Source organism: Rhodococcus sp. YL-1 (assembly GCF_001942025.1).
Lineage (GTDB): Bacteria > Actinomycetota > Actinomycetes > Mycobacteriales > Mycobacteriaceae > Rhodococcus_F > Rhodococcus_F qingshengii.
Window position 1 is genome coordinate 180,915 of record NZ_CP017304.1, and the last position, 23,261, is coordinate 204,175.

Genomic DNA, 23,261 nt, shown 5'->3' on the forward strand with positions numbered 1-23,261 from the left:
TCACCGGGTTCGTTGTCTGGCGCAGCGGAGTTCAGTTGTCGCGCACCCGGTAATTTTCACCCTTCGCACTACCGACCTCGCGGCCAAGCGCTGAAGCGGCATGTGCTTCGCAACGGCGCGAAACCCGAATTCACCACGCATCGAAGCGACACCGCAGGTTGTCGAATGCTGGCACATCCGTCGCTACACAGCGGACCTTGCTTCCCGCATTGAGATCCTCAGTGCGACACGTCGAGACGCGCCCTCTTACATCCGAAAACAACTGCAGTCCAAGCAGCTTGGCAACGCGCTACCGCTACCTGTGAAATTTCTGCCGTGCACCTTTTCTGGATAGTTGCCCTCGTACTCGGCGGACTGGTTGTTGGTTTCTTGATTTTCGCCTTCGGCTACCAAAAGTGGGCAACGGTTAAGATGATTCGCGAGCGCCGTGCCAGGAACGAAAGACTGCTTGCCCAGCAGAAAGCGGAACGGGAAAATCGCGCGTTTTCGTCCGGATACGACTCAGGGGTTTACGGCGATTACATTCCGGTTGATCCTGAGACCGGCGAGCCGATACGAGTGACGCGACCCGACCGAATCAAGCTCACGACCGACCAGTTCAAGCGGGAGCATCCGTGTGGAGTATCCCTAGCGCCGTCCACGATGGCGGATAGGCCGCCAAATCCGTTGCGGTCTCGCTGATCGCGGGGGCAAAATCGACACCATTTGCCGCTTCGAGTGGAAACGCCAATTAGTGGGGACGACGTTTGTCGTTGAGGTGGTGTTCGGCGGGGGTCTTCGTCGGAGAGGGCGATTTCGTGGAATCGGTGCAGGTCGTGCGGGTGCATGAAGGGAGCAGTTTCCACCGCGTCGATGAGTAGCCGAAGTTGGGTTTCCAGTGCCGGAAGGTAGTCTTCGCGCCCGATTTCGTGAACGTACTCGATCAGCATGCGAAGCACCCGTGCCAGGGTGGTCGCTACGTGCTGCTGGTGGGCTCCGGCTTGTCGGATTTGATCGAAGGCGTGGTGGAGGTACTCCTGGCGGGAGAGCAGCCACGGCTGGAGCAGCGTCTTCCCTTTCGGTCCACGGATGGCTGTCGCTGGAACGTCGTTGTCGGAGATCAGGCGTAGAAGACTGCCGAGACGCAGTACTACCTCACTGGCGGTGGTGGGGTCGTTGATCGCGGAACTGAGGGCGCGTAGGGCGATGTCCGTCAATTGACGTAGCGCGAAATCAACGTCCTGTTGCATCGTACGAGTATCGGAAATCACCACTGACGCCTGCAGGCGCCCGGGGATCGTGTTTGCCAAGGGCGGGCGTCGTGCGGCAACCACAGCCGAAACAGAGCTTCCCCGCAGTGGATATACGCGCCCGGTCGTGTCTCGAGCTGAATCGTCGCGCTGTCGGGCACCGCGGCGAAAATCTGTTCGGTCGGGACCTGGGATATCCATCCGTCTCGATCGGCGGGGACGACGATCCCGGGACCCGCGACGACGTCCGGTGCGTTCCATTCCGTGCTCTCTCGCGCTCGGCGGCCGTCCGCTTCGATTGCCCGTGTCTCTCTACGCCACCGACGCCGACCACCTGCGCGCTCTCGCGCCGGCCTGTTCCGGCGAACTCGCCGCCCGATCGGAAGAGCTGACTGCGCTCACCGCGCGCCGGCCCGGTGAACATGAACGCGCATTCTGCGCATCTTCCGCACGAGGAGTTCCGCCCCTCCGAGACGACGCCGATCCCAGCACAAGACGTACGCCTAGGGCGGTGTCGCGATACGACAATGTTCGATTGTCCGCGGCTGCAGGGTGTTTCCGCCACAGGTAAGAGTGAGTCCTGGAGTCGGAGATCGTTTGCCTGCGCGTCCATGCGAATCTGCGCGCCCACAGTGCGGGACTGTACGACCGGTGACGGGCTTTGACTGGGTTAGGATCTTTGGCAGTTCCTCGCCCTGTGGCTGGAATGCTTCTGTGCCCGGTGCAGGGCACGGCGATGGCGAAGAGCAGGTAGGAGGGGCTGTGCCACTGACGAAGAAGTTCTCCGAGATGTATCAGGACGCTCTCGTGGCGTTGGCTGCAGCCTCGCAACGGCCAGTCAATGTCGTCAACCTCGACGGTGCCTACGCCATCCGGATCGATCTCGAATACAACCGCCATGTCCTGGCAACGAACTCCCCGCAGGGGCTGTGGTACGAGCCCGACGTGAACGGTTCCTGGTGGGTGCGCATCCTGCACACCGAAGAAGACGGCACGAACGCTCAGCTCAGTGAGGCCACGAACCCGTGGCTCATCGACGCGTTTGACTCGGCCGTCGAGAGACTCGAGAGCGGCGGAAACAAAATCGAGGCGGACGCCGAATTCGGCGACATCCGCCATACCGACGCACCCGTCTGCGCGCCACCCGACGCTCTCAGGTGAGGTTCATTCCTCCGATGGGCTGGCCAGCTGAGCTATCCGCGCCGCCAGGACGGCGTTCTCTGTTTCCAACGCGAGAATGACGCTGATGCCGGTCAGGTTGATCCCCTCGTCGATCAGCGCGCTGATGCGCTGCAACGTGTCGAGGTCCGCTTCGCTGTAGCGGCGTGTCCCACCGTCGGTACGGGCGGGAGTCAGGAGGCCGCGGCGCTCGTAAAGTCTCAAAGTTTGCGGACCGACTCCGGAAAGCTCCGACATCACCGAGATGCCGTACACCCCTCGGCGGGCGCGTACCGCAGTCTCGGATGTCACAACGACAGCCCTTTCCGTTCGATTCCGGTCCATATCGACTCTAACATGCACGCACAGCTCTTCTTCGCCCGTTCAATCCGCAAATATGATGCGTACGCCACATATTTCGTCTGCCGCGCGCAACGCAGGCGCGCAGCAACGAGACCCTATGGTGCCGATGTAGTTCTCTCGGTCGGCGCATCGACGGGAATCGATACCCCGGATCGACGTCGTAGCCGACCGCGCAATGCTGGAAGTGTTGTCAATTATCTGCGTCAGCTGATATAGATTTATGACATTGCAACGATGAGATACATGCGGGAAACCTGGACCTCGGGAGTACGAATGACCATCGCCATGACGTCCAGCACTGCTGACGTGATCAGCTTGAGCACTTCGCGTTCGAGCTTGGGGACTGCTGAACTCAAAGTGCGCATCGCGATGATGTTCGGCGATCCGCTGCCAGGTAAGGGTGAACGCGATGACCTGTGAATCGTTCGTCGAACGGGATCGAGCAGGTGTGATCCCCGTGCGTGAAAACGGAGCAAGGCTGGACATGCGGCGTTCGGCGTCGCGGGGGTGGCGAGGGGCGGCGATCGACGCCGTTCTGGTGGCGATGATCGCGGTGGTCTTGGGTGTCGCCGTCGGTTACGTGCTCGCCGGCCCCGTCGCGGGCGCCGTGTTCGCTCTTCTCGCCGCGATCGCCTTCCCCCTCGTGCTGCAGACGATCAACACCACCGGTTAAACGACCACGAACGTGAATTCGAGCAAACTGTGAGGCCCGGACTCTGGGACGCGGTACGCCCGCACCGCGGTGATCCCTTCGTCAGTGCGCGGACAGCGTCAACTGCTTCCCCTCAACGCTCGGCCCAGGCAGTGCCCCTCACCCAGGAGATCGTGAACTCATGACCGCCAGGACCACAGATGCCGACTACGCCCACCTGGGAGCTCTCTTCGAGCAGATGGCCTCAGCACCGCAGGACGGAGCGGGCCGTGAACGCGTGCGCGCGCAGATCGTAGAGTCGTGTCTGCCGATCGCCCACCACATCGCCGCCCGGTACCGCGGTCGCGGTCAATCCCACGAGGAACTCGTTCAGGTTGCCAGCGTCGGACTGGTCTGCGCGGTGAACCGATTCGACCTGGAGAAAGGGCGAGATTTTCTGGCGTTCGCGGTCCCCACGATGATGGGCGAAGTGCGTAAGCATTTCCGCGATCGCGGCTGGGACGTTCGGGTTCCGCGTTCCCTGCAGGAGAACTACCTCGCGCTTAAGAAAGCTCAGTCCTCGCTCACCCAGACCCTGGGCCGCGAACCCACGGTGCCCGAACTTGCTGCAGAACTGGGGGTGGACCCTGCTGACATCGGGGAGATAGCCGCCGCCGGAGACTCCTATCATGCCGCATCGCTCGATGCGACAACAGTCGATGACGGAAGGTCCCTGGCGGACACCCTCGGGGACTTCGACGCCGCACTCGACGGCATCGACAACCGCGAAACACTTCGGCCGGCGCTGCTTGCGCTCCCCGAACGCGAACGACTGATCGTGGTGTACCGCTTCTTCGGACAGCTCACCCAAGCGGAAATAGCCGCCAAGGTCGGACTCTCCCAAATGCATGTTTCCCGGATGCTCACCCAGTCCCTCGAGACCTTGCGCATGTCGCAGTCCTTGACTACATCACGCACCGGCGTCGAGGCAGTTGCCGCATGAGACCGTAAACGAAAGACGCACTCGAACCTGGCCATGCCGACGGAAGTTACTGCAGCGCAAGTTACACAAAGCTACTGGAGCGCACGGTAAATAAGACCCGCGGTGGCCGCCGGAGTGAACCGTCGCACGGATGAGCGACTCGGCGACAAGTGCGTACAGTCCCTCGGGATCGTTCGTTGACCAACGAGTCCGAGGTGCCGGAGTCGGGCCGAGCAGAGCGTGAGGCGGTTGTTGTGGTGAACCGTCATCCGGTGAAAACTGTGCGCGATTGGCTCAGAAGTGGTTACCCGGAAGGGATTCCGGAGAAAGATCATTTCGCAATGCTTGTTGTCCTACGGCGGCGGTTGAGCGAAGACGAACTCGAGGCAGTGGTGGCGTTGTCCATCGAGCACGCCCACGAGACCCCGCGGCGCCGTATCGATTACGGCCATGTTCGTGCTGTGGTGGCGGATGTTTTGCGGGAGGAGCCATCCGAGGACGATGTTGCCCGGGTGTCTGCGCGGTTGTCAGCGGGCGGCTGGCCTGTGGAGCACGATGATTCGCCGGTGCCCGAAGACAGAAGACTGGCCGATGGGACCGGGCATGCTGCCTCTGTCGAGCAACGCGACGAACAGGGGACACCAGAGAAGGCAGCCCCGCCGACGGACGCCAGCGGACGGGAAGGATCGACCTAGATGGAGTGCGGGATGGTGTCAGATCCAACCGGTGCCGTCGTGCCTGTCGCGGTGAGCGCGCTGTTCTCGTTGCCCACGAGCACTTTTCACTCCACGGGTCCTTACGGCTCGCCGTTGTTGCAGACGTATCAAACATGCACTTGCTCCGCCTGCGACGATCAGCCAGGCGAGAGTGGCCACCCACATCGAATGCGCCAGCCCCACGGCGATGCCGACCACTGCGATCAGCAGGACGGACCACAAGAACATCGCGCTGAACTTGGTGAGGGGTGTCACGGGAAGGCTCCTAGAGTTGTCGTCCGATGGTCCTCCCACAGGTGGCGGCGCAGACAGGTCCGTACGCGGGTCGACACCTCGTAGAGGGTCGCGATGAACGAAGAGACTGTTCTCATCGGACCCATTCGTTTCTGCCCACCTGTTCACGACGCATACAAAAAGGTGGTCCGCCCAGTCGCTCGTCAGTAGTCGATTGGGCGGACCGTGTGCGCCCAAATCCGACTAAAGAAAAGGCGCACAGTCCACGTAGCTTCACCGGATCCCCAGGGGTACTCCGGATTAGCTGTGCGCGTCAGGGTTGACAGGCGACGCGCAGTTTGGATGGCCCACCTGGACGGGTGCGTTTGTTTCGGTGGGCCGAGCTATTACTGCCCTCGGCCGCTAGTTCCTAAACCTAAAGAGTCGGCCCGCCGATCCCGAGCAGTAATTTCGATTGAGTCTTGGAGGCGTCCAAGGCCTGGCCGGTCCACCGAGACGGCCGGTTGGGTGCTCGACCGCGCGGGTACTGCGGTGATGGCGGGGGATGTGATGGCGAGCTGTCGCGCATTCAGCGCCCGATTGCCCACTAGGGGTACGGGTTCGAGCGCACCGATGGAAGGGCAAACGAACGGTGTGGAGGTCAGCGGTTCGACGGCCATTCCCGCGGTGGGTGCTTGAATCGAATCGAGCTATGGTTCGCAGCCAGCGTTAGCCGCGTGTCGGTGCGTTATCTGGCCGGAGCACCGACGTCGCTTTACCGACGCCTGGAGCGCCGGCGGCACGTTCGGCTCTACGTGGGTATGTTCGACGCCTAACCCGGGTGATTCATGGGAATCTGCGGATCGCTGGGCGTAAATAGACCGAAGTGCTTCCTGAGCAGGGGAAACTGGGACTTGTCTAAGGTTCCATGTTCTCCAGCAGAAAGCACTCGGTAGGTGAAGCGTACTTCGTGGTCGGCTGGTCTGTCCGTTACTGCTGATGGTGTCGGGGTGATCTCGCATGCCGGGGCTATCGTGCCTCGACTTCTGGCTGATCAGGTCGGTCTGACCGCCGAGCTGTCAGGGGCCATGGCTCGCCGCCGGTTCATCCCGATCCACGACCGCGGCCGTGTGTTGATCGACGTCGCGGTGATGCTCGCCGATGGCGGCGAGTCCATCTCCGACATCGGCGTCCTGCGCCACCAGTCCGGGGCCCTGGGCCCAGTGGCGTCGGCGCCGACGGTGTGGCGCACGCTCGATGAGGTCACTGCCGGCAAGCGCAAGAAGATCCAGGTGGCGCGGGCTCGGGCACGGCGGCACGTGTGGTCCCAACTGCCCGGCGGAGTACCCGCATCGGCGTGTGCGGGGCGGGATCTGGGATCGACGGTCGTGCTCGATGTGGACGCCACCATCGTGGTCACCCACAGCGAGAAGGAGAACGCCGCGCCGACGTACAAGCGCACTTTCGGCTACCACCCGATCGGCGTGTGGTGCGACAACACAGAAGAGTTCCTCGCCGCGAGCCTGCGCCCGGGCAACGCCGGGTCCAACACCGCCGCCGACCACATCGACGTTCTGGGCCAAGCCATCGCGCAGATCCCCGCCGCCCGCCGGCGTGACCTGCTGATCCGCTCCGACGGTGCCGGCGCCTCCCACGACTTGCTGGATTGGATCACCGAGCAGAACCGCGTTCGTGGTCGACGGGTGGAGTACTCGGTCGGCTTCGCTATCACTGCCCCGATTCGCCGGGCCATCGCGACCTGCCCCGAGGCCGCGTGGGGACCAGCGCTCAACCCCAACGGGGACATTCGTGACGGGGCCGACATCGCGGAGCTGACCGGATTCCTCGCTCCCGGGATGCTCGCAAAGTGGCCAGACGGGATGCGGGTGATCGTGCGCCGCGAGCGGCCCCACCCCGGCGCCCAGTTGTCGATGTTCGAGGAGATCGATGGATGGCGCTACCAGGCTTTTGTCACCAACACCAGCGCCGGGCAGCTGCAGTTTCTTGAAGCCAGGCATCGGGCTCACGCCCGGGTCGAGGACCGGATCCGTCACGCAAAAGACACCGGGCTCGGACGTCTGCCCTCACGCGAGTTCGCGCTCAATCAGGCTTGGCTGGTGGCGGTGATGATCGCCGCAGATCTGGTGGCGTGGACGCGGATGCTGGCCTGCATCGGCGAGGCCGCAGTTCTCGCCTTGTGCGAGCCCAAGGCGCTGCGATACCGCTTCCTGCACGTGGCAGCCCGGCTGACTCGCAGCAGCCGCAGGCGACGCGTGAAGATCCCAGAGACGTGGCCCTGGGCCGTCGCGATCGTCGCCGTGTTCAACAAGATCGCCGCGATCCCCAAACCCGCCTGACCCCACCTGCCCGCCCACGACAGCACCACCCGGAGACCCGCCCACGACAGCACCAGCCGGCACCCCCGCACGCCCACACGCGAAAACAAGCCCGCCGTCACCCGACATCAGCAGTTACACCGGCCCGTGAATCAGCGGGGTTAGCGAGGGCGGCGTCATGGAGCAACTTGCCGATAGGCATGCATCGTCTCAGGGGTTCAGTTTGTCTGAGGAGAAACGGCCGCCCCCATTACGACCAATCCGTGGACTGGGCACGAATACCAAATATCAAAATCATGTGATCTATATCACTTTTGTCGAGTGTGGCTCGGATACGTTATGAGCGATTGCCGGCGCGAACTCGTGCAGCGCGCCGCGTAACAGGGAGCATTCGCCTATCGGTTGCGGGATTTATTACTCTGAAGCCTCCTTAGGACTAAGGTCCTGCGATGCCAGGGTTGTTAAGCCCACCTCGTTGCGGTACTTATTGAGCTCTGGCTACGGGTACAAAAACAAGTTACCTGCAAATACCTCGTTAATCGGCGATGCTGTGGTCGGGGGGGCGTAGTGAAGGTTTTTCGTATCCCTGACGAGTAGGTGACCTGCTAGGAGTTTGCCAATTAGTGAGGTGAATGTGAAATTTTCTCGATCAGCGTCGGTGTCGAGGCCTTTTTGCTACGGAGAATCGCCGGCGGTCGCAACGCAGCCGCGACGGGAGGGTTTCGCTTTGGCCTGCAGACCTGTCGCGGATACATCCTAAATTCGGACAACAATGCGAGAATGCTTGCGAGGTCCGTAACGGACACAGCGAAATCGCGATTAGTCATGTTGACGTGGAAGCGAAATACTTGCTTCGGGCCGGTTTGGGCTGAGCATTTGCCTCGACTAATCTACAAATCGCCATGCTAGGCCGCTTTCCGCTCGTCGGACGGCAAGGAAAGGGGAAGCGGTCCAGTGACGGCGTTCTACGACAGTGAGCAGTCCCACGCGCGCCTTCGTGCGGTAACCGACGCTCGGTCACAGCCGTCGACACGTCACCGGTGGCAGGCCAACTACGTCCGGCGATTGGCAATCAGTGACTCAGTGATAATCATCGCGGCGGTAGCACTCGCGCAGTGGTTTCGGTTCGGAGGAGAATCAGTTGGAGTGACGTCAGGTGGAGTAACCCCGAACGTGTCCGGTCAGTACAGCTATACCGCAGTATCGCTCGTTCTCGTACTCATGTGGATCGCGACCCTCAGCGTCTTCCGAACCAGATCAATCCGAGTAATCGGCAGCGGACCCGAAGAGTACAGACGAATCTTCGTGAGCACTGTACGACTCTTCGGTCTGATCGCGATCGTGAGCCTGCTCCTCCAACTGGACATCGCCCGCCTGTATCTCGCTTTCGCCTTCCCCGCCGGCCTGGTGGCGTTGATCGCAAACCGTTGGTACTGGCGACGCGTCATCGCCCGCCGACGTGCTCACGGCGAGTTCAGAACGTCCGTACTCGTTGTAGGTAGTCGGCAAGGAGTAGTCAACCTAGCTGAGAACTTCGAGCGTGGAACGGCTGACGGCTTCCAAGTCGTCGGAGTGTGCATTCCAGGACATAACCGAAAAGTGAGCCAGGCGATCACAGTTGGTGATCGAAGCATCCCCGTGCTCGGTAACGAACATGACGTCGCCCAAGCGCTCGACGTAGTAGGGGCAGATACTGTCGCTGTCACCGCGACCGAACATCTCGGGTTGGACGGAATGCGCAAGCTCGCGTGGGATCTGGAGAGCCAGCATGTCGACCTCGTAGTGTCCCCCGGCATTCTCGATGTCGCCGGACCCCGACTGTCCATGCGCCCCGTCGCAGGCCTCCCGCTGATTCATGTGGAACGCCCGCGATATCACGGGGCCCAGAAGTTCGCGAAGACGTCGTTCGATCTTCTGTTCGCGACGACGGTTCTACTTCTCATCAGTCCGGTACTTCTTGCTGCTGCCTTAGCGGTAAAACTGACAAGCGCAGGTCCCATCATTTATAAGGCCGAGCGTATGGGCTTGGACGGCGAACCGTTCCCTATGCTCAAGTTCCGCTCGATGGTGCAGGACGCCGACCGACAAATCTCCGCACTGATGAAAGACAATCAAGGCGCAGGAGTCCTCTTCAAGATACGAGACGATCCGCGAGTCACGCCGGTGGGGCGATTCTTACGCCGGTACTCCATCGACGAATTACCACAGTTCTTCAATGTCCTCCGCCGCGAAATGAGCGTCGTCGGCCCGCGCCCGCCTCTCCGTCGCGAGGTAGAGACCTATGACGGAACCGTCAGTCGACGACTGCTGGTCAAGCCCGGGATCACCGGACTTTGGCAGGTAAGCGGACGGTCGGACCTCTCCTGGGAGGACACTGTGCGGCTGGATCTTTCCTATGTCGACAATTGGTCAATGATGGGAGACATTCTGATCATCGCCAAGACTCTCAAGGCGGTGGTGGGGAGTGATGGGGCCTACTAGTGCGTCGCAGAAAGCCCTTGAGTGAGATAGAAACCGTGTCCCGATAGCCGGATGGTCGCCAAGTCTCGAATGTGCCTGGCCCATTCTTTACCCGATGTAGTTTGCGACTAGTAAGTAGGAGTATTCAGTGAAACGAGCATTGATCACCGGGATCACAGGTCAAGACGGGTCGTATCTTGCCGAACTTCTTCTGAGTAAGGGTTACGAGGTACACGGTTTGATTCGCAGGTCGTCGACGTTCAATACGTCTCGTATTGACCACTTGTATCAGGATCCGCATGACACGGATGCGAGATTATTCCTTCATTACGGGGATTTGAGTGATGGGGCTCGGTTGGTGACGCTGCTGACCGAGATTCAGCCTGACGAGGTGTACAACCTCGCTGCCCAGTCACACGTGCGTGTGAGCTTTGACGAACCTGAACACACCGGGAACACCACCGGGGTCGGGTCTGTCCGCCTCCTTGAGGCTGTCCGGATGGCAGGCCTGGAGTGTCGCTTCTACCAGGCGTCGAGCTCGGAAATGTTCGGAGCGACACCGCCTCCTCAAGACGAAAACACTCCGTTCTATCCACGCTCGCCGTACGGTGCAGCGAAGGTGTATGCCTACTGGGTCACCAGAAACTATCGAGAAGCTTACGGTATATTTGCTGTCAACGGCATTCTATTCAACCACGAATCACCAAGACGCGGTGAGACTTTCGTGACGCGAAAGATTACGCGAGCGGTTGCGCGAATCAAAGCGGGTCTTGAGCAGAACCTCTACATGGGCAACTTGGACTCCATCCGCGACTGGGGGTATGCACCCGAGTACGTAGAGGGAATGTGGCGAATGCTTCAGGCAGACGAGCCCGAAGATTTCGTGCTGGCTACCGGCGGCAATTTCTCAGTCAGGGATTTTCTCACAGTCGCGTTCGAACACGCCGGTCTCGACTGGGAGAAACATGTCAAGTTCGATGAACGGTATCTTCGCCCCACCGAGGTCGATGCTCTCATCGGCGATGCGAGCAAAGCCGAACAGAAACTTGGATGGAAAGCCACGGTACACACCCCAGAACTCGCCCGGATCATGGTTGATGCAGATGTCGAGGCACTCGAGCACGAGGGTCGGCACTGGATCGACACACCATCGCTACCGGACTGGGCATGAGACCTATGACTTCCGAATTCGAGCCCAATACCCTGGACCGCGACGCGCCGTTCTACGTGGCTGGGCATCGCGGGCTGGTCGGGTCTGCAATTTGGCGTCAACTGGAGGGCTCAGGCTTCTCGCATCTAATCGGTCGGACCTCGGCCGAACTCGACCTCAAGAACCGTGACGCGGTGTTCGCCTTCTTTGCGCAGCAGAAGCCGACGACAGTAGTGCTCGCCGCAGCCAAAGTCGGTGGAATCCTTGCGAACAGCACATATCCTGTCGACTTCCTCTCCGAGAACCTGCGAATCCAGGTGAACGTACTAGACGCCGCACTCGCCCACGGTGTTCAGCGCCTGCTGTTCCTGGGTTCATCATGTATCTACCCCCAGTTGGCGCCGCAACCGATCAAGGAAGAGTACCTCCTCACCGGTCACCTTGAGCCGACCAACGACGCCTATGCAATCGCGAAAATCGCTGGCATTCTGCAGATTCAGGCGGTGCGAAAGCAGTACGGCCTGCCATGGATCTCGGCGATGCCGACCAACCTCTACGGTCCAGGTGACAACTTTTCGCCACAGGGCTCGCACGTATTACCTGCCCTCATCCGTCGGTACGACGGTGCGCGCCGTGACGGCATACGAACGGTAACTAATTGGGGCTCAGGCTCGCCACGACGAGAATTCCTCCATGTCGATGACATGGCGAAAGCCTGTATTCACTTGCTCGAGCATTACGACGGCCCCGAGCAGGTCAACGTCGGTACCGGCGAAGACTCAACCATCAAAGAAATCGCCGAGATCGTCGCCGACGCAGTAGGATTCACCGGCACTACCGCATGGGACACCACCAAACCCGACGGCACTCCACAGAAGCTACTGGACGTCACCACGCTTCGGGAAGCGGGTTGGAAACCGAAGATCAGTTTGAACGACGGTATTGCATCAACCGTCGAATGGTATCGGTCGCACGCGCAATCCCTGAGGACCTAGCGACGCGAGGTGCGGCGATTCGCTACCGCTGCAACCTGTTCCAATCTCTTTGTCCAACCGAGATCAGAATTTCAACATCTAGCGTCCACCACACTAGGTCGGCGGAACGTACGTAAAGGAATGCGAGAGCATGCGAATCACGGTCTTCGGTACGGGCTACCTCGGTGCAACACACGCAGCATGTATGGCGGAATTGGGCCATGACGTGCTCGGAGTCGATGTCGATGAGTCAAAGCTGCACAAACTCGAGGCCGGAGAGGTCCCATTCTGGGAACCGGGACTCGAGGAAATTCTGCAACGAAACATAGCCGCAGGCCGCCTACGCTTCACCGCCTCCTACATCGAGGCCGCTGAGTTTGCTGAGGTCCATTTCTTAGGCGTCGGCACACCGCAGAAAAAGGGCGAGTACGCCGCCGACATGAAGTACGTCGATGCGGTGATCGAGACGTTGGCGCCCCTGCTGACAAGGCCCGCCGTGATCTTCGGAAAGTCCACCGTACCCGTCGGAACCGCCGAGAGGCTCGGTGCAAGAGCTCGGGAGCTGGCACCCGCCGGTGCTGGTGTCGAGGTAGCGTGGAATCCCGAGTTCCTCCGAGAGGGATACGCAGTCAAGGACACGCTGCATCCGGATCGACTGGTACTCGGAGTTGACCCGTCACGAGCGGGGCGAGCAGAAGAATTGGCGCGGGGCATCTATGCACAACTGCTCGACGAGAATATCCCGTTCATTATCACTGATCTGGCCACTGCAGAGCTAGTGAAGGCTTCGGCCAACGCCTTCTTAGCAACGAAAATATCGTTCATCAATGCTATCGCCGAGGTCTGCGAAGCAGCGGGCGCCGACGTGACGGTTCTGGCAGACGCGATCGGACACGATGATCGAATAGGCCGAAAATTCTTAAACGCCGGCATCGGGTTCGGTGGTGGTTGCCTGCCCAAAGACATACGTGCGTTCATGGCGCGCGCTGGAGAGCTAGGTGCCGATCAAGCATTGACGTTCCTTCGAGAGGTAGACAATATCAACATGCGCCGCCGTTCGCGCATGGTGGAACTGGCAAGAGAAGCATGCGGATCTCTTCTGGGTGCGCGTGTGGCAGTACTCGGTGCTGCGTTCAAGCCCGATTCCGACGACGTACGGGATTCACCAGCCTTGAACGTCGCAGGGCAAATCCAGCTTCAAGGCGCAACCGTAAATGTGTACGACCCAAAAGCGATGGACAACTCCCGCGCCCTGTTTCCCACGCTCAACTACAGCGCATCGGCTTTGGAAGCGTGTCGGGGTGCCGACGTGGTCCTAGTACTTACCGAATGGAAGGAATTCAAGGCGCTTAAGCCGGCCTCGCTTGGGTCTATCGTACGACAGAAAAAGTTGATCGACGGACGAAATTGTCTGGATCCCAACCAATGGCGTTCGGATGGGTGGATGTACAGGGGACTGGGTCGGCCATGAAATGGATCGGCACGAACTACCTTAATCGGCTGATGAGTCGGCGGAACCATACTACGATGGCTGATCCCGGTCGGCAGCAACTGACGAAATTTGAACAGTCATGACTACAATCAACAAGAATGTAACGGGTTTGGGGCGCAAACTGGACTTCCGTCAAGCCAGTTTACGTGCGTCACCAGTTCGACGTGGCGACCTTATCATAATTGGTGGACCGTGGGGTAGGCCAGTATTGGTGACGCGATCGTCATCATGGGCAAGGAATCAAGGCTCCGCCATTTTTTCGCACCTTTCAATTTCATCAGTGAAACAATCGTGCGAAAGTGCGACTAAGGGGTCGACAAATCGCAATAACCGTCACTTTGTCGTAGCTCGTTGCGATTCCCCGAAATTCTTATCCGGGTTTGCTTCATGCGCTCCGCGCGGAGTCCAACCAGAAATCCTCGTCGAGAATCCTTCGAAGAGCAGGAAATTATGGGCTCAAAACCCAGAAATCCCTCATTGCCGCGGCAGGAAATCCCTTCTGGCATATCGATCTTCTAAAAAATCAATACAAGAATCTATGAATGGAGGTCGGCAATGATGAACGATATAGGGGCGGGCGCAACATCGACGCGGAAAATTTCGATCCTGATAGTGGGACTGAATTATGTCCCAGAGCCTACAGGGATATCGGTGTATACGAGCGGATTGGCCGACGGGCTGAAATCGAGAGGGCACGAGGTAAATGTCAAAACAGGTTACCCCCATTATCCAGCTTGGCGGATAGATCGTAGATATCGCGGTATCCGTCGGACTGAAAATATCAACGGAATCGAAATAAAAAGATATCGGCATTTCGTGCCAAAGAGGGCTAGCCCGGTCGGCCGAATAGCAATGGAAGTCAGTTTCGGCCTGTCAGTTGCTTTTAGTAAATGGGGCAAGAACGATGTCATCATCTGTGTCAGTCCGTCGTTGCTTGGCTCTACCATTTCTATTCTGCGACAGCGAATACTTCGAACGCGGACCCCAATGGCTATTTGGGTGCAGGACCTCTACAGCGCAGGTGTGCGCGAAACGGATGCATTACATGGCACGTCAGCATCGATAACAACATGGCTTGAGTCACTTTCGTTACGTTCTTTCGACAAGGTGGTAGTAATTCATGAGCGTTTTCGCAAATACGTCGAAAACGAGTTGAAAGTTAATGCTTCCCAAATCGTCGCAATTCGCAACTGGACGCATGTTCGGCTACCTTCTATGCCGGGGGAAAATTCACAACGTAAGGGACTATCTCGAAAAGGTGACGAGTGTATCGTTCTTCATGCCGGTAACCTCGGAGCCAAACAAGCTATGGAAAACGTTATCGAAGCCGCCAAGATAGCACAGTCGAAAAGTATTTCAGTAAAATTCGTATTGTTGGGAGATGGAAATAAACGCGCCGAACTGGAGGAGAAGAGTCGGGGACTCGAAACTATCGAATTCATTGATCCATTACCTGATCATGAATTCATGGAAGCGATTCGAAGCGCAGATATACTCTTGGTGAATGAGGGAAAGGGTGTCTTTGAGATGGCTGTTCCGAGCAAACTGACCACCTACTTTGCCAGCGGTCTTCCAATAATAGCTGCGACTGAAGCCGGCAGTATCACTGCATCTGAGATCGAGCAATCCGGTGGAGGTATCCGAGTGGACCCTGGTTCTCCATCCGCCTTGCTCCGCGTCGTCGAAAAGCTACAAAATGATCCACAAGCACAAGATAGAATGGGCACCGCGGGCCGAGCGTACTCATTTTCCAAGCTGTCACAGCAAAGTGCGCTGGACGATTTCGAAACCATATTGTTGGCCATGGCCAACAATGGCGAGAACAGAAGAGCGACCTAATGCTGCCGTACCATTCGAACCTATCTTCAGAGGGTGAAGCGATTTCCGATCTTGTCGTAACCAGAGTTGTAACGCTGGGTAGTGCGACAGGAAAATATGGCGGGCCGTTCGACACTGCGACGCGACAGTCAGCGATTCTCGCCGATGCTGGGATTCGAGTAAATTTCCTAGCGGCGCATCTTGTTGATGACCGCCCCGAAATGCCTCAGACGGCTCTGGTGAAATGTGAACTTTTTCAAGTGCGACAAATATTCTCCCTATTGGGATTTTCGGGTCTAATCTCGGTTGGTGGAATCTGCAAGATCGTCGCGAATGTCAGAAAGTCCGACATCGTTCATATAAGCTACGCCCGCGAAATTATACCGCTGCTCGCAGCCGTTGTAGCGATCCTGTTTGGCAAAAGAATAATTATCCAACCGCATGGCATGATGACTGCTCGAAAGAGTTACATTAACTCGCTAGTGGATATCGTAGCGCTGCCAGTATTGCGGCGTGCTGATTCTATCATCTCACTAACGAAACGGGAAACATCCGATATCCGAGAACTGACAGGCGTCGGGGAAAATATGTGCTTCGAACTCGGCAATCCTTTACCGACCGGACTAAGCATTAAAATGAACGCATGTGAAGGCCGTGGTGTCCAAGCCCTGTTCTTGAGCCGACTTCACCCGAGAAAACGCCTGCGCGATTTTATCGGAGCCGCACAGATTGCGGCCGCGAACGGGTGGGTGGATCAATATCGAGTGGTGGGACCCGATGAGGGGGACCTGAACCAGATTGAACAAGCAGCATGCAGAAACTTACATTATGAAGGCGCCATAGGGGGTGACAAAGTTGCAGATCGTGTTGACCAATGTGATGTTTTCGTGATGGTCTCTGAAAACGAACCCTGGGGGAACGTACTGGCCACCGCGTTAGCGCTTGGCAAACCAGTTGTGGTGACTAAGTCTTCAGCAATCGCGTCTTCAGTTTCCTCGTTCAATGCAGGAATCGTGGTGGACGACAGAAATCCGGCCGCGGTAGCCGATGCGGTACATCGGATACTCAGCGACACCGCTCTTTACTCGAAATTAGCTTTTGGTGCAAACCGGTATTCGTCCGAGCATCTGCTTCCCGAAGCGCAACAGAAGAATTTGCTACGCGCCTACGCTAGGGTCGGCAAGATGTTATGACGGCCAAGCACCGTGTTCGACCAAAGAAACGCGGCGAGTTCGGGACCCTGCGCAAAAGCCTTGGAGCAAGGCTATTTACGTTTCCAGTGACCGCCATCAGCGGGGTGGGATCCACATACTTATTGGTTTCGCACTACGGCGCGATATCTTTCGGCGCGATATCGTTACTCGCTACATTGTTCTTACTTATCCCGTTCACCGATTTCGGAATGGGTGCGCCGATCATGAGCGGAGTTGCAGACCCAACCAAAACCCTAGTCAGTAAGGCGCAACTCGTTGCTAGGGTTTTCTGGTTTCTTATTTTTTCAAGTCTTGTATTGGTGGCATTGGTAACGACCTTAAGCAGATTCGTATCATGGTCAGCCATTTTAGGGAACGAGCACCTTAACAGATCACAATTCGATCATGCATTTGTGGCCGTCGTTGCGATATTCGTTATCTCAATTCCGTTTGGGATCGGATCCAGAATATTGATCGGAATCGGACTAAATCATGTAGCAATTGCAATTGCCGGTCTTAGTAGTCTAGTTAATCTGGCGTGTACCTACGTTTTCGTAAATACTCAAATAAGTCCTCCGTATGCGGCCATTGCGCCGTCATTGGGAATCTTATTCTCTGCAATAGTGGGGTTTGTCATCGCGCTCAACAGACTTCAGATGCATCCGAGGTTGCTCCTGATTCCTGGAAAGTTGAGAATACGAGAACTTTTCAAAACCTCTGGACCGATGTTCATTGTTATGCTAATGATTCCTGTAGCATTTCAGTCTCATCGTATATTGATATCGAGATATGCGGATCCAATCGATTTGTCCGTTTATAGCATCGCTATGCAAATATACGTTCCCATCTGGTCGCTGGTTTCTACGTCGGCGGTAGCGTTATGGCCAATCTTTGCGAATAAGCGGCAAGCAAGAATGGATACTGCCAAACTTTATCGAAAAGCCTTAGCATTGTTCACGCTTGGTGGGGTACTTATTTCGTGCGCAATTATTCTAATCGGTCCGGTATTTGCTGCTGTAGTTTCTGATGCATCGATAGAGTTGAGCACTTCAATTCTAATTGCGCTGGGTTTTTTGTTGATCGTGCAGTGTGTTCAGCAGGTTCCAGGTATGTTCTTGACTTCAGAAGTCGGTCTTGCATTCCAAGCTCGAAGTGTAGTTGTGATGTGCGTGGTGGCAATAGTTCTCGGCATCTATCTTACGAAAAATTTCGGAGCGATTGGACCGCTCCTTGCAACAGCATGTGCGGTGCTGTGCTGTCAAGTGATACCCGGCCTTTGGAAGTCGAGGTCGATGCATGACGATGGGCAAATGCAAGACGAAGGTTCTTTTCTAGCGAAAGAATCATCGTAGAAATCTGGTAATCAAACGGTTTTAGTTTCCTCAGAACACTATTGTAGAAGTATTCAAGAACAGGATTGGAGTAAGCCTTGCGATATAGCAATCCCGCAAAAACCGTCGCCCTGACCATTGTTACAGTCTGCTATGAAGATCCTGACGGTGTCGCGGAGACTTTAGCTTCAATACAGCGGCAAGTTGGATATGAAATGCCGATTGAGATCATCGTCATTGACGGATCTTTAGACGAGAGGACCAGACTGAATTTTCTTGAATTTGCAGATCGCTGGCCGTCGCAAATGGCAACCTTGATCAGCGAATCGGATGATGGTGTCTACGATGCGATGAACAAGGGTACCGAGGCAGCTGCAGGGAGGTATGTTCAATACTTGAATAGCGGTGATTCTCTTCTCGATTCGGGTGCTTTCGCAAGGTTGGAGAACGAGTTCGCCAGATCGCCTGAATGGATTGTTAGTGGGGCGATGCATGCAATGGGGACAGGGATACCGCAGCGTCCTATCCGAAATATTCCGCATCGTAGACTTCGTCATATCTTTGGTATACAGCCACATTGCCATCAAGCTTGTTGGTTTAGAACGGACCTAGTCAGGATGTTGGGAGGATACGATCCGACCTTTGGATTTGTAGCGGACTTCGATTTGGTTGCGCGATTTAGTGAAATTAATTCGCCCCTGCAGATTTCGAATTTTCTGGTGCTATACGAAGGTGGTGGTATATCCGCAAATAATGGACTGGAGATTCCCGATAGGATTGCAAAGGTTCGACAAATTCGACTTTATGGCGATTTGCCATTACTCATTTCAATAGACAGGATGTTTGTTCGCATGCAGAAATCAAAGCGGTCATCAATTTCCACTTTGAAGGGCAGGATTACACGCACGAGGAATTTGTTTCGATGACCAAGTTTTCTGCAAAACTCATGATTTTTGATCCAAACTCAGTTAATCCGTATGGTGCGGAACTTGCACGAGTTCTGAGTTCAAAAGAAACGGACGTAACCCTATATTCGGCGGGTGTTGGCGGCAAGTACTATTCTCCGACTATTTCATTGCATCTCAACCGGCCGCCCGGATTGATTGGTTTGATAAGTTGGGGGTTGAATCGTCTTCTTGCCCCACTGAAATTCGCAGTGGCGTCTTTGCTAAGCCGGAATTCGATTTGCATCTTGGTTTGGATACGGGACCCCTGGCAGGCGTTGGTAATGTTGGGATTATCGAAGTTCCGATCTGTGTATTGGATCGATCACAATCCTGTCGGTACTCGGATGCAATCGGGACCCACTGGGATAAGTGGGCTCTTACGTAAAAATGTCAAGGCATCACCCGTTCATTCAGAGGTTCTCGATGGCGGGAAGGAACCAACCATTTCGCATCCCTCATATCGAGGTATGGTGTCGTCGGTTAGGGAGGATGCGCATTCACTTCTCTCTGGCGAATCGGGACGGGCACAATTCGCATATATCGGCGCGCTGCGCCCCGATAAGGGCGCGGATGTGCTCGTTGAGGTGTGTCGTCTATTTTCTCGGCCTTATCATCTGACTTTGGTTGGTTGTAGCGAGGTTCCGGAAGATCTTTGGATTGCGGTACAAGAAAGTGCCGTAGGGACGGTTGAGGCCGTCCATTTTCCGGTTTCGGATAGTGATTTAGTTAGTCATATAAGTAGGGCCGATTTGATTCTCGCTCCATATATTGAACCTACTCAGAGCGGATCGCTTATTCTTGCTCTAACGGTCGGTGCGACTGCGATTGCGTTTGAGGGGGGAGCGATCGGCGAGTTGCTCCCAGATCGGCAGCTAATAGGGCGGGGGGACAGTGCGGAGTTCGCCAAACGGGCGTTCGAGGTATTAGACCAAGGCGGCTCCAGTTGGCGTGTCTCAGCTGTACAGTTGGACGCTGACTGTTGGCGTTCGTGGTTGAAAATTTTAGACCAGTAAAGTTGCGGTGGCATCGCTTACGAGTGGAGGAGCAGTTGAACAATCTATTATATGGCCTCGCGGGTATCGTGGCGTTTGCCATGATCGCCTCGTCGCTTCGAGTTTCGTTGTCGTTGAAGGAATTTGATCTCACCGCCGTGACAGTCGGTGCAGTCGTAATCCTTCCGAATCTTACTACAACCGTTGCGGTGTTTACCGGAGGCCGCATTATCGAGGCCGATGTTAATTTTAATCGAGTCGTTACTTATGAAGGAATGTCGGCTTCAGTCAATCAGATTGCGTCACCGTTGCTTGCTATTTTTCTAATTGCCGTAGTGGGTTATCGCTCGATGCGGCTAAAGCAGTTTAGAATCAGCGGACTAATTTATGTGTCGATAATTATGCTCAGTGCACTTCTTTCATTTAGGGTAATGCCGGGGGCGCAGTTGACGCTAATATTTGTTGCGTTGGCGGCTGCTACCCTAAGGGGTGGGAACACGGCAGCGGTTGGTGCTGGATACGCTGTTTCTATGCTTACTGCACTTAGTTTTATCGGTGCTTTTGTTGCTCCAAGTGATGCATATATTCCGTGTGATGCGAGGAAGTGTGGCGTGACAGGAGTCCTTTTCTCGGGCATCGGGGACAATCAGAATTCGTTCGGACTGCTCATGGCTCTTGGAGTTCCATTCGTATATTTAGGTCTTCGAAAGTGGAACAGAACGCTTAGCGCATTTACGGTATTGCTTGCCTTGGCGAGTGGAGACCGTACGGCGCAGATTGCTGCACTGGTTACATATCTTGTCCTCGTTGCGTGTGATGCGAGACCGGCGGGGCTTGGGCGGTTCCCGCGATTGCCGATTCTTATTTCGGGCACAGGTATTTCGCTTATGGTAATTTTGCCGCTGGTAGGCTTAAAAGGCGAAAGTCTTACGGGAAGACCATATTATTGGGCCCTTGCGCTAGCTCGATTCGAGGATAGTGGTCTTCGCGGTTACGGTACGGATGGCTGGCGTAGTTTGGTCGGTGCAGGTGTGATACCACTGCAAGCAGGATATTCTACGCATAATCAGTTCGTCGAAGCATTATTCTTTGGTGGATTAATTGGTGCTGTTCTTTTCGGTGTCTTGGTATGTTGTATCGTAAAGAACGCAGTAAATTTGCCGCTGCTATCGATAGCTGCCATTCCTGTTATTGTCTGCGGTATCACGGAGCGGCCATGGTCTCTGGATAGGATTGATTGGATGAGTTGGTCATTTGTCGCTTTAGTCCTTCTTGCCCATCCAATTGGAGGCAGTTCGGATTCTGTCGAAGACAAATCGTCTGGGGGGACCATAGACACGATGTCTAGTCGTTCAAATAGTGAGCGCGAAGGATATGATGCTGCTGCTCGACGTCGATTCCGCTTGGGCGGAAAATCTGGGGGGCTTCCGTAATGGGGCAGACTTGGCGCCGTTGATATGTGTCGAGCATCGACTATCCGCTTATTGGTCACTGGAGGTTAAAAGTTTGTGAAGATGATTAGTTTGATCAAAAAGTCTCGTGTTGCGAAGCCGTTGTTGCTCGCTAGGGTCGGATTTTCGCTGCTCCTTGCAAAGTATATTGGCCGTATTCCAAGTAAGAAAGTCCGTCAGTTTGGTGCGGCGAAAATTTTGCGTGTAGAAATTTCACCCTCTGCCCATCTTTACCAGTGGCGAGAGATTCGAAACCCTCGCATGATTGTGATCGATAGAGGTAGCATTATCGGAACTGACTCAATACTCGATGGTCGACTTGGAATTCATATTGGTGAGGATGTCAATATTTCAAGCGAGGTAGCGCTGTGGACGCTCCAACATGATCCACAAAGTCCGATTTTCGCCACAAAAGGTGGTCCAATATATGTTGGTAATCGAGCGTGGATAAGTTTTCGGGCGACTATCTTGCCTGGTGTCACTGTAGGAGAAGGTGCTGTAATCGCGGCGGGATCCGTTGTCACCAAGGATGTTCCTCCGTATAGCATAGTTGGTGGCATACCGGCGAAGGTCATTGGGAAACGTAATCGCGATCTAACCTATAGTTGGGAAAACTCCTCCGCTGACGCTGCTTGGTTTATTTGAGCGTTGTTTATTTGAATTTTGCAAGATATATTACGCCTGATGATCATCTATTGTGGGATTTAGTCTGGAAATCTGGTTCGGGACGAGTGGAGTAGTGTATGAGTTCTGGTGTAGGTCAACGTGAATTGATTAATTTCAGGGGCGAAGGGTACGACAAGGGGCGCAGCAGGATCGTGCAAGCACTTTGGCTGGCGGTTTCATCTTGCATCGTGACGAAGTGGTGGTGCCCGAATCGGTTGCGCGTGCAATTGCTTCGTTGGTTTGGGGGGAAGATTGGAAATGATGTGATTATCCGGAGTGATGTAACAGTTCACTGGCCATGGAAGCTTACGGTTGGAGACTCAAGTTGGATCGGACAGAAGTCGTGGTTACTGAACTTGGAACCTATCGAGATTGGCAATGATGTTTGCATCTCGCAGGGCGCCTTGCTCTGTACGGGAAGTCATGATCGATTTTCGCCGAGTTTCGAGTTCGATAATGCTCCCATTCGGATAGAAGATGGTGCGTGGATTGCTGCTCGCGCCGTTGTCCTTCGTGGAGTTACTGTGGGCGCCGGCACTACTATCGGTGCGGGTGTTGTGTTGGCGCGGTCGGTTGGTTCGGGGCGGATCGTTCGACCACTGAGAAATGTGGTCGATTGACGAGTTGACGTGGTCGAGAAAGATGCTCGAAAAAGGCGGTTTGCGTCAACGCACGCTTGCGGAACCTCGCGATCTCGTTGTCCATCCCTGGGCGGATCCGTGCGGCCTGGGATTTCGAGATGCTCGAGGTGGCCTCCATACGACGACTTTTTGGGGGCCACGGACTGGTGGTCGTAAAACAAGCGCGCCGGCACGCGGGTTTATGCGAGTGCGGCGGTGCGGTTCTGTGCCGATATGGGTCCGTCGGGCTCGATGCTCGGTATTCCTTCGCGAACCCCCACATCGATGAGGCTTGGACCTTCCAACGAAACAATCTTTCCGGCGATTCGCAGGGCATCCGTGGCGATATCGCCGAATGCGTCACCGGTTCGAAGACTGTGAAGGGATCTGTCGACGGACTGAGTTTGGCTTCGATTTGGACACTGTGACCTCTTACGGATCACTCTGCCTTAACATGTCATAAAGATGGTTGGTCGGAGGGGTACACCTCATGCGGATCATGCCACTAATATCTGTGCCCGTGCCGATTAACTGTGCAA

At 56.0% G+C, this 23,261-nt stretch carries 21 protein-coding genes and 1 pseudogene; 18 read left to right on the top strand and 4 right to left on the bottom strand.

What is annotated here, in order from left to right:
* Positions 1–518: 518 nt before the first annotated feature.
* Positions 519–1,229 (bottom strand): DUF2254 domain-containing protein, encoded by a 711-nt coding sequence (locus BH682_RS34920; RefSeq protein WP_263284180.1) that lies wholly within the window; start codon positions 1,227–1,229, stop codon positions 519–521.
* Between the two features lie 17 nt (positions 1,230–1,246).
* A complete protein-coding gene (locus BH682_RS37250) occupies positions 1,247–1,609 on the bottom strand; it encodes a DUF2254 family protein (protein WP_317629244.1) in 363 nt (120 codons plus the stop codon).
* Positions 1,610–1,991: 382 nt separating this feature from the next.
* Here BH682_RS37250 and BH682_RS34925 point away from each other — a divergent pair, with 382 nt between their 5' ends.
* Entirely contained in the window at positions 1,992–2,390 is a 399-nt protein-coding gene (locus BH682_RS34925) for a hypothetical protein (protein ID WP_047270451.1), read from the top strand.
* A gap of 3 nt (positions 2,391–2,393) precedes the next feature.
* Here the strand turns inward: BH682_RS34925 and BH682_RS34930 are convergent, their stop codons facing one another.
* A complete protein-coding gene (locus BH682_RS34930; protein ID WP_047270452.1) occupies positions 2,394–2,699 on the bottom strand; it encodes a MerR family transcriptional regulator in 306 nt (101 codons plus the stop codon).
* A 324-nt stretch (positions 2,700–3,023) separates the two neighbouring features.
* Between BH682_RS34930 and BH682_RS36205 the strand changes: the two genes are divergently transcribed.
* The 4 genes and pseudogenes from BH682_RS36205 to BH682_RS34945 form a co-directional block, all read left to right on the top strand.
* Positions 3,024–3,170 carry a hypothetical protein gene (locus BH682_RS36205; protein ID WP_155419208.1) on the top strand — a complete coding sequence of 49 codons (147 nt, stop codon included), beginning with the start codon at positions 3,024–3,026 and terminating at the stop codon, positions 3,168–3,170.
* Entirely contained in the window at positions 3,160–3,423 is a 264-nt protein-coding gene (locus BH682_RS34935) for a hypothetical protein (RefSeq protein ID WP_143542612.1), read from the top strand. Before BH682_RS36205 ends, BH682_RS34935 begins: the two co-directional genes overlap by 11 nt.
* A 160-nt stretch (positions 3,424–3,583) precedes the next feature.
* The gene (locus BH682_RS34940) at positions 3,584–4,384 is read left to right on the top strand and encodes a SigB/SigF/SigG family RNA polymerase sigma factor (protein ID WP_047270454.1); all 801 of its coding nucleotides are present in this window, start codon (positions 3,584–3,586) and stop codon (positions 4,382–4,384) included.
* A gap of 236 nt (positions 4,385–4,620) precedes the next feature.
* A pseudogene (locus tag BH682_RS34945) lies at positions 4,621–4,965 on the top strand (DUF3349 domain-containing protein); the annotation flags it as partial.
* A gap of 111 nt (positions 4,966–5,076) precedes the next feature.
* On the opposite strand, the gene BH682_RS34950 reads toward BH682_RS34945, so the two are convergent.
* Positions 5,077–5,334, bottom strand: a complete 258-nt coding sequence (locus BH682_RS34950) for a hypothetical protein (protein WP_047270455.1) — start codon at positions 5,332–5,334, stop codon at positions 5,077–5,079.
* 914 nt (positions 5,335–6,248) lie between these two features.
* On the opposite strand from BH682_RS34950, the gene BH682_RS34955 reads away from it, so the two are divergent.
* From BH682_RS34955 to BH682_RS35010, 13 genes are all read left to right on the top strand, one after another.
* Positions 6,249–7,649 (top strand): IS1380 family transposase, encoded by a 1,401-nt coding sequence (locus BH682_RS34955; RefSeq protein ID WP_047270456.1) that lies wholly within the window; start codon positions 6,249–6,251, stop codon positions 7,647–7,649.
* 933 nt (positions 7,650–8,582) lie between these two features.
* A complete protein-coding gene (locus BH682_RS34960) occupies positions 8,583–10,109 on the top strand; it encodes a sugar transferase (RefSeq protein WP_047270457.1) in 1,527 nt (508 codons plus the stop codon).
* Positions 10,110–10,236: 127 nt separating this feature from the next.
* On the top strand, positions 10,237–11,259 hold the full coding sequence (gmd, locus tag BH682_RS34965; protein WP_047270458.1) for a GDP-mannose 4,6-dehydratase: 1,023 nt from the start codon (positions 10,237–10,239) through the stop codon (positions 11,257–11,259).
* 5 nt (positions 11,260–11,264) lie between these two features.
* Positions 11,265–12,233: a GDP-L-fucose synthase family protein gene (locus BH682_RS34970; RefSeq protein ID WP_047270459.1), complete on the top strand. Its 969-nt coding sequence runs from the start codon at positions 11,265–11,267 to the stop codon at positions 12,231–12,233.
* A gap of 130 nt (positions 12,234–12,363) precedes the next feature.
* The gene (locus BH682_RS34975; RefSeq protein ID WP_047270460.1) at positions 12,364–13,683 is read left to right on the top strand and encodes a UDP-glucose dehydrogenase family protein; all 1,320 of its coding nucleotides are present in this window, start codon (positions 12,364–12,366) and stop codon (positions 13,681–13,683) included.
* Between the two features lie 576 nt (positions 13,684–14,259).
* Positions 14,260–15,543: a glycosyltransferase gene (locus BH682_RS34980; RefSeq protein WP_223304681.1), complete on the top strand. Its 1,284-nt coding sequence runs from the start codon at positions 14,260–14,262 to the stop codon at positions 15,541–15,543.
* The gene (locus tag BH682_RS34985; protein WP_080961170.1) at positions 15,543–16,715 is read left to right on the top strand and encodes a glycosyltransferase family 4 protein; all 1,173 of its coding nucleotides are present in this window, start codon (positions 15,543–15,545) and stop codon (positions 16,713–16,715) included. Before BH682_RS34980 ends, BH682_RS34985 begins: the two co-directional genes overlap by 1 nt.
* Complete coding sequence (locus BH682_RS34990; protein ID WP_047270462.1) at positions 16,712–18,067, top strand: lipopolysaccharide biosynthesis protein; 1,356 nt, start codon at positions 16,712–16,714, stop codon at positions 18,065–18,067. The genes BH682_RS34985 and BH682_RS34990 overlap by 4 nt, the downstream gene beginning before the upstream one ends.
* Positions 18,068–18,144: 77 nt before the next feature.
* Positions 18,145–18,972 (top strand): glycosyltransferase, encoded by an 828-nt coding sequence (locus BH682_RS34995; protein ID WP_075836637.1) that lies wholly within the window; start codon positions 18,145–18,147, stop codon positions 18,970–18,972.
* Positions 18,969–20,006 carry a glycosyltransferase gene (locus BH682_RS35785; protein WP_080961172.1) on the top strand — a complete coding sequence of 346 codons (1,038 nt, stop codon included), beginning with the start codon at positions 18,969–18,971 and terminating at the stop codon, positions 20,004–20,006. The genes BH682_RS34995 and BH682_RS35785 overlap by 4 nt, the downstream gene beginning before the upstream one ends.
* Before the next feature lie 23 nt (positions 20,007–20,029).
* Positions 20,030–21,418, top strand: a complete 1,389-nt coding sequence (locus BH682_RS36210) for an O-antigen ligase family protein (RefSeq protein WP_143542613.1) — start codon at positions 20,030–20,032, stop codon at positions 21,416–21,418.
* 81 nt (positions 21,419–21,499) lie between these two features.
* Entirely contained in the window at positions 21,500–22,081 is a 582-nt protein-coding gene (locus BH682_RS37170; RefSeq protein WP_080961173.1) for an acyltransferase, read from the top strand.
* Positions 22,082–22,179: 98 nt separating this feature from the next.
* On the top strand, positions 22,180–22,722 hold the full coding sequence (locus tag BH682_RS35010) for a DapH/DapD/GlmU-related protein (RefSeq protein WP_075836641.1): 543 nt from the start codon (positions 22,180–22,182) through the stop codon (positions 22,720–22,722).
* Positions 22,723–23,261 lie beyond the last annotated feature (539 nt).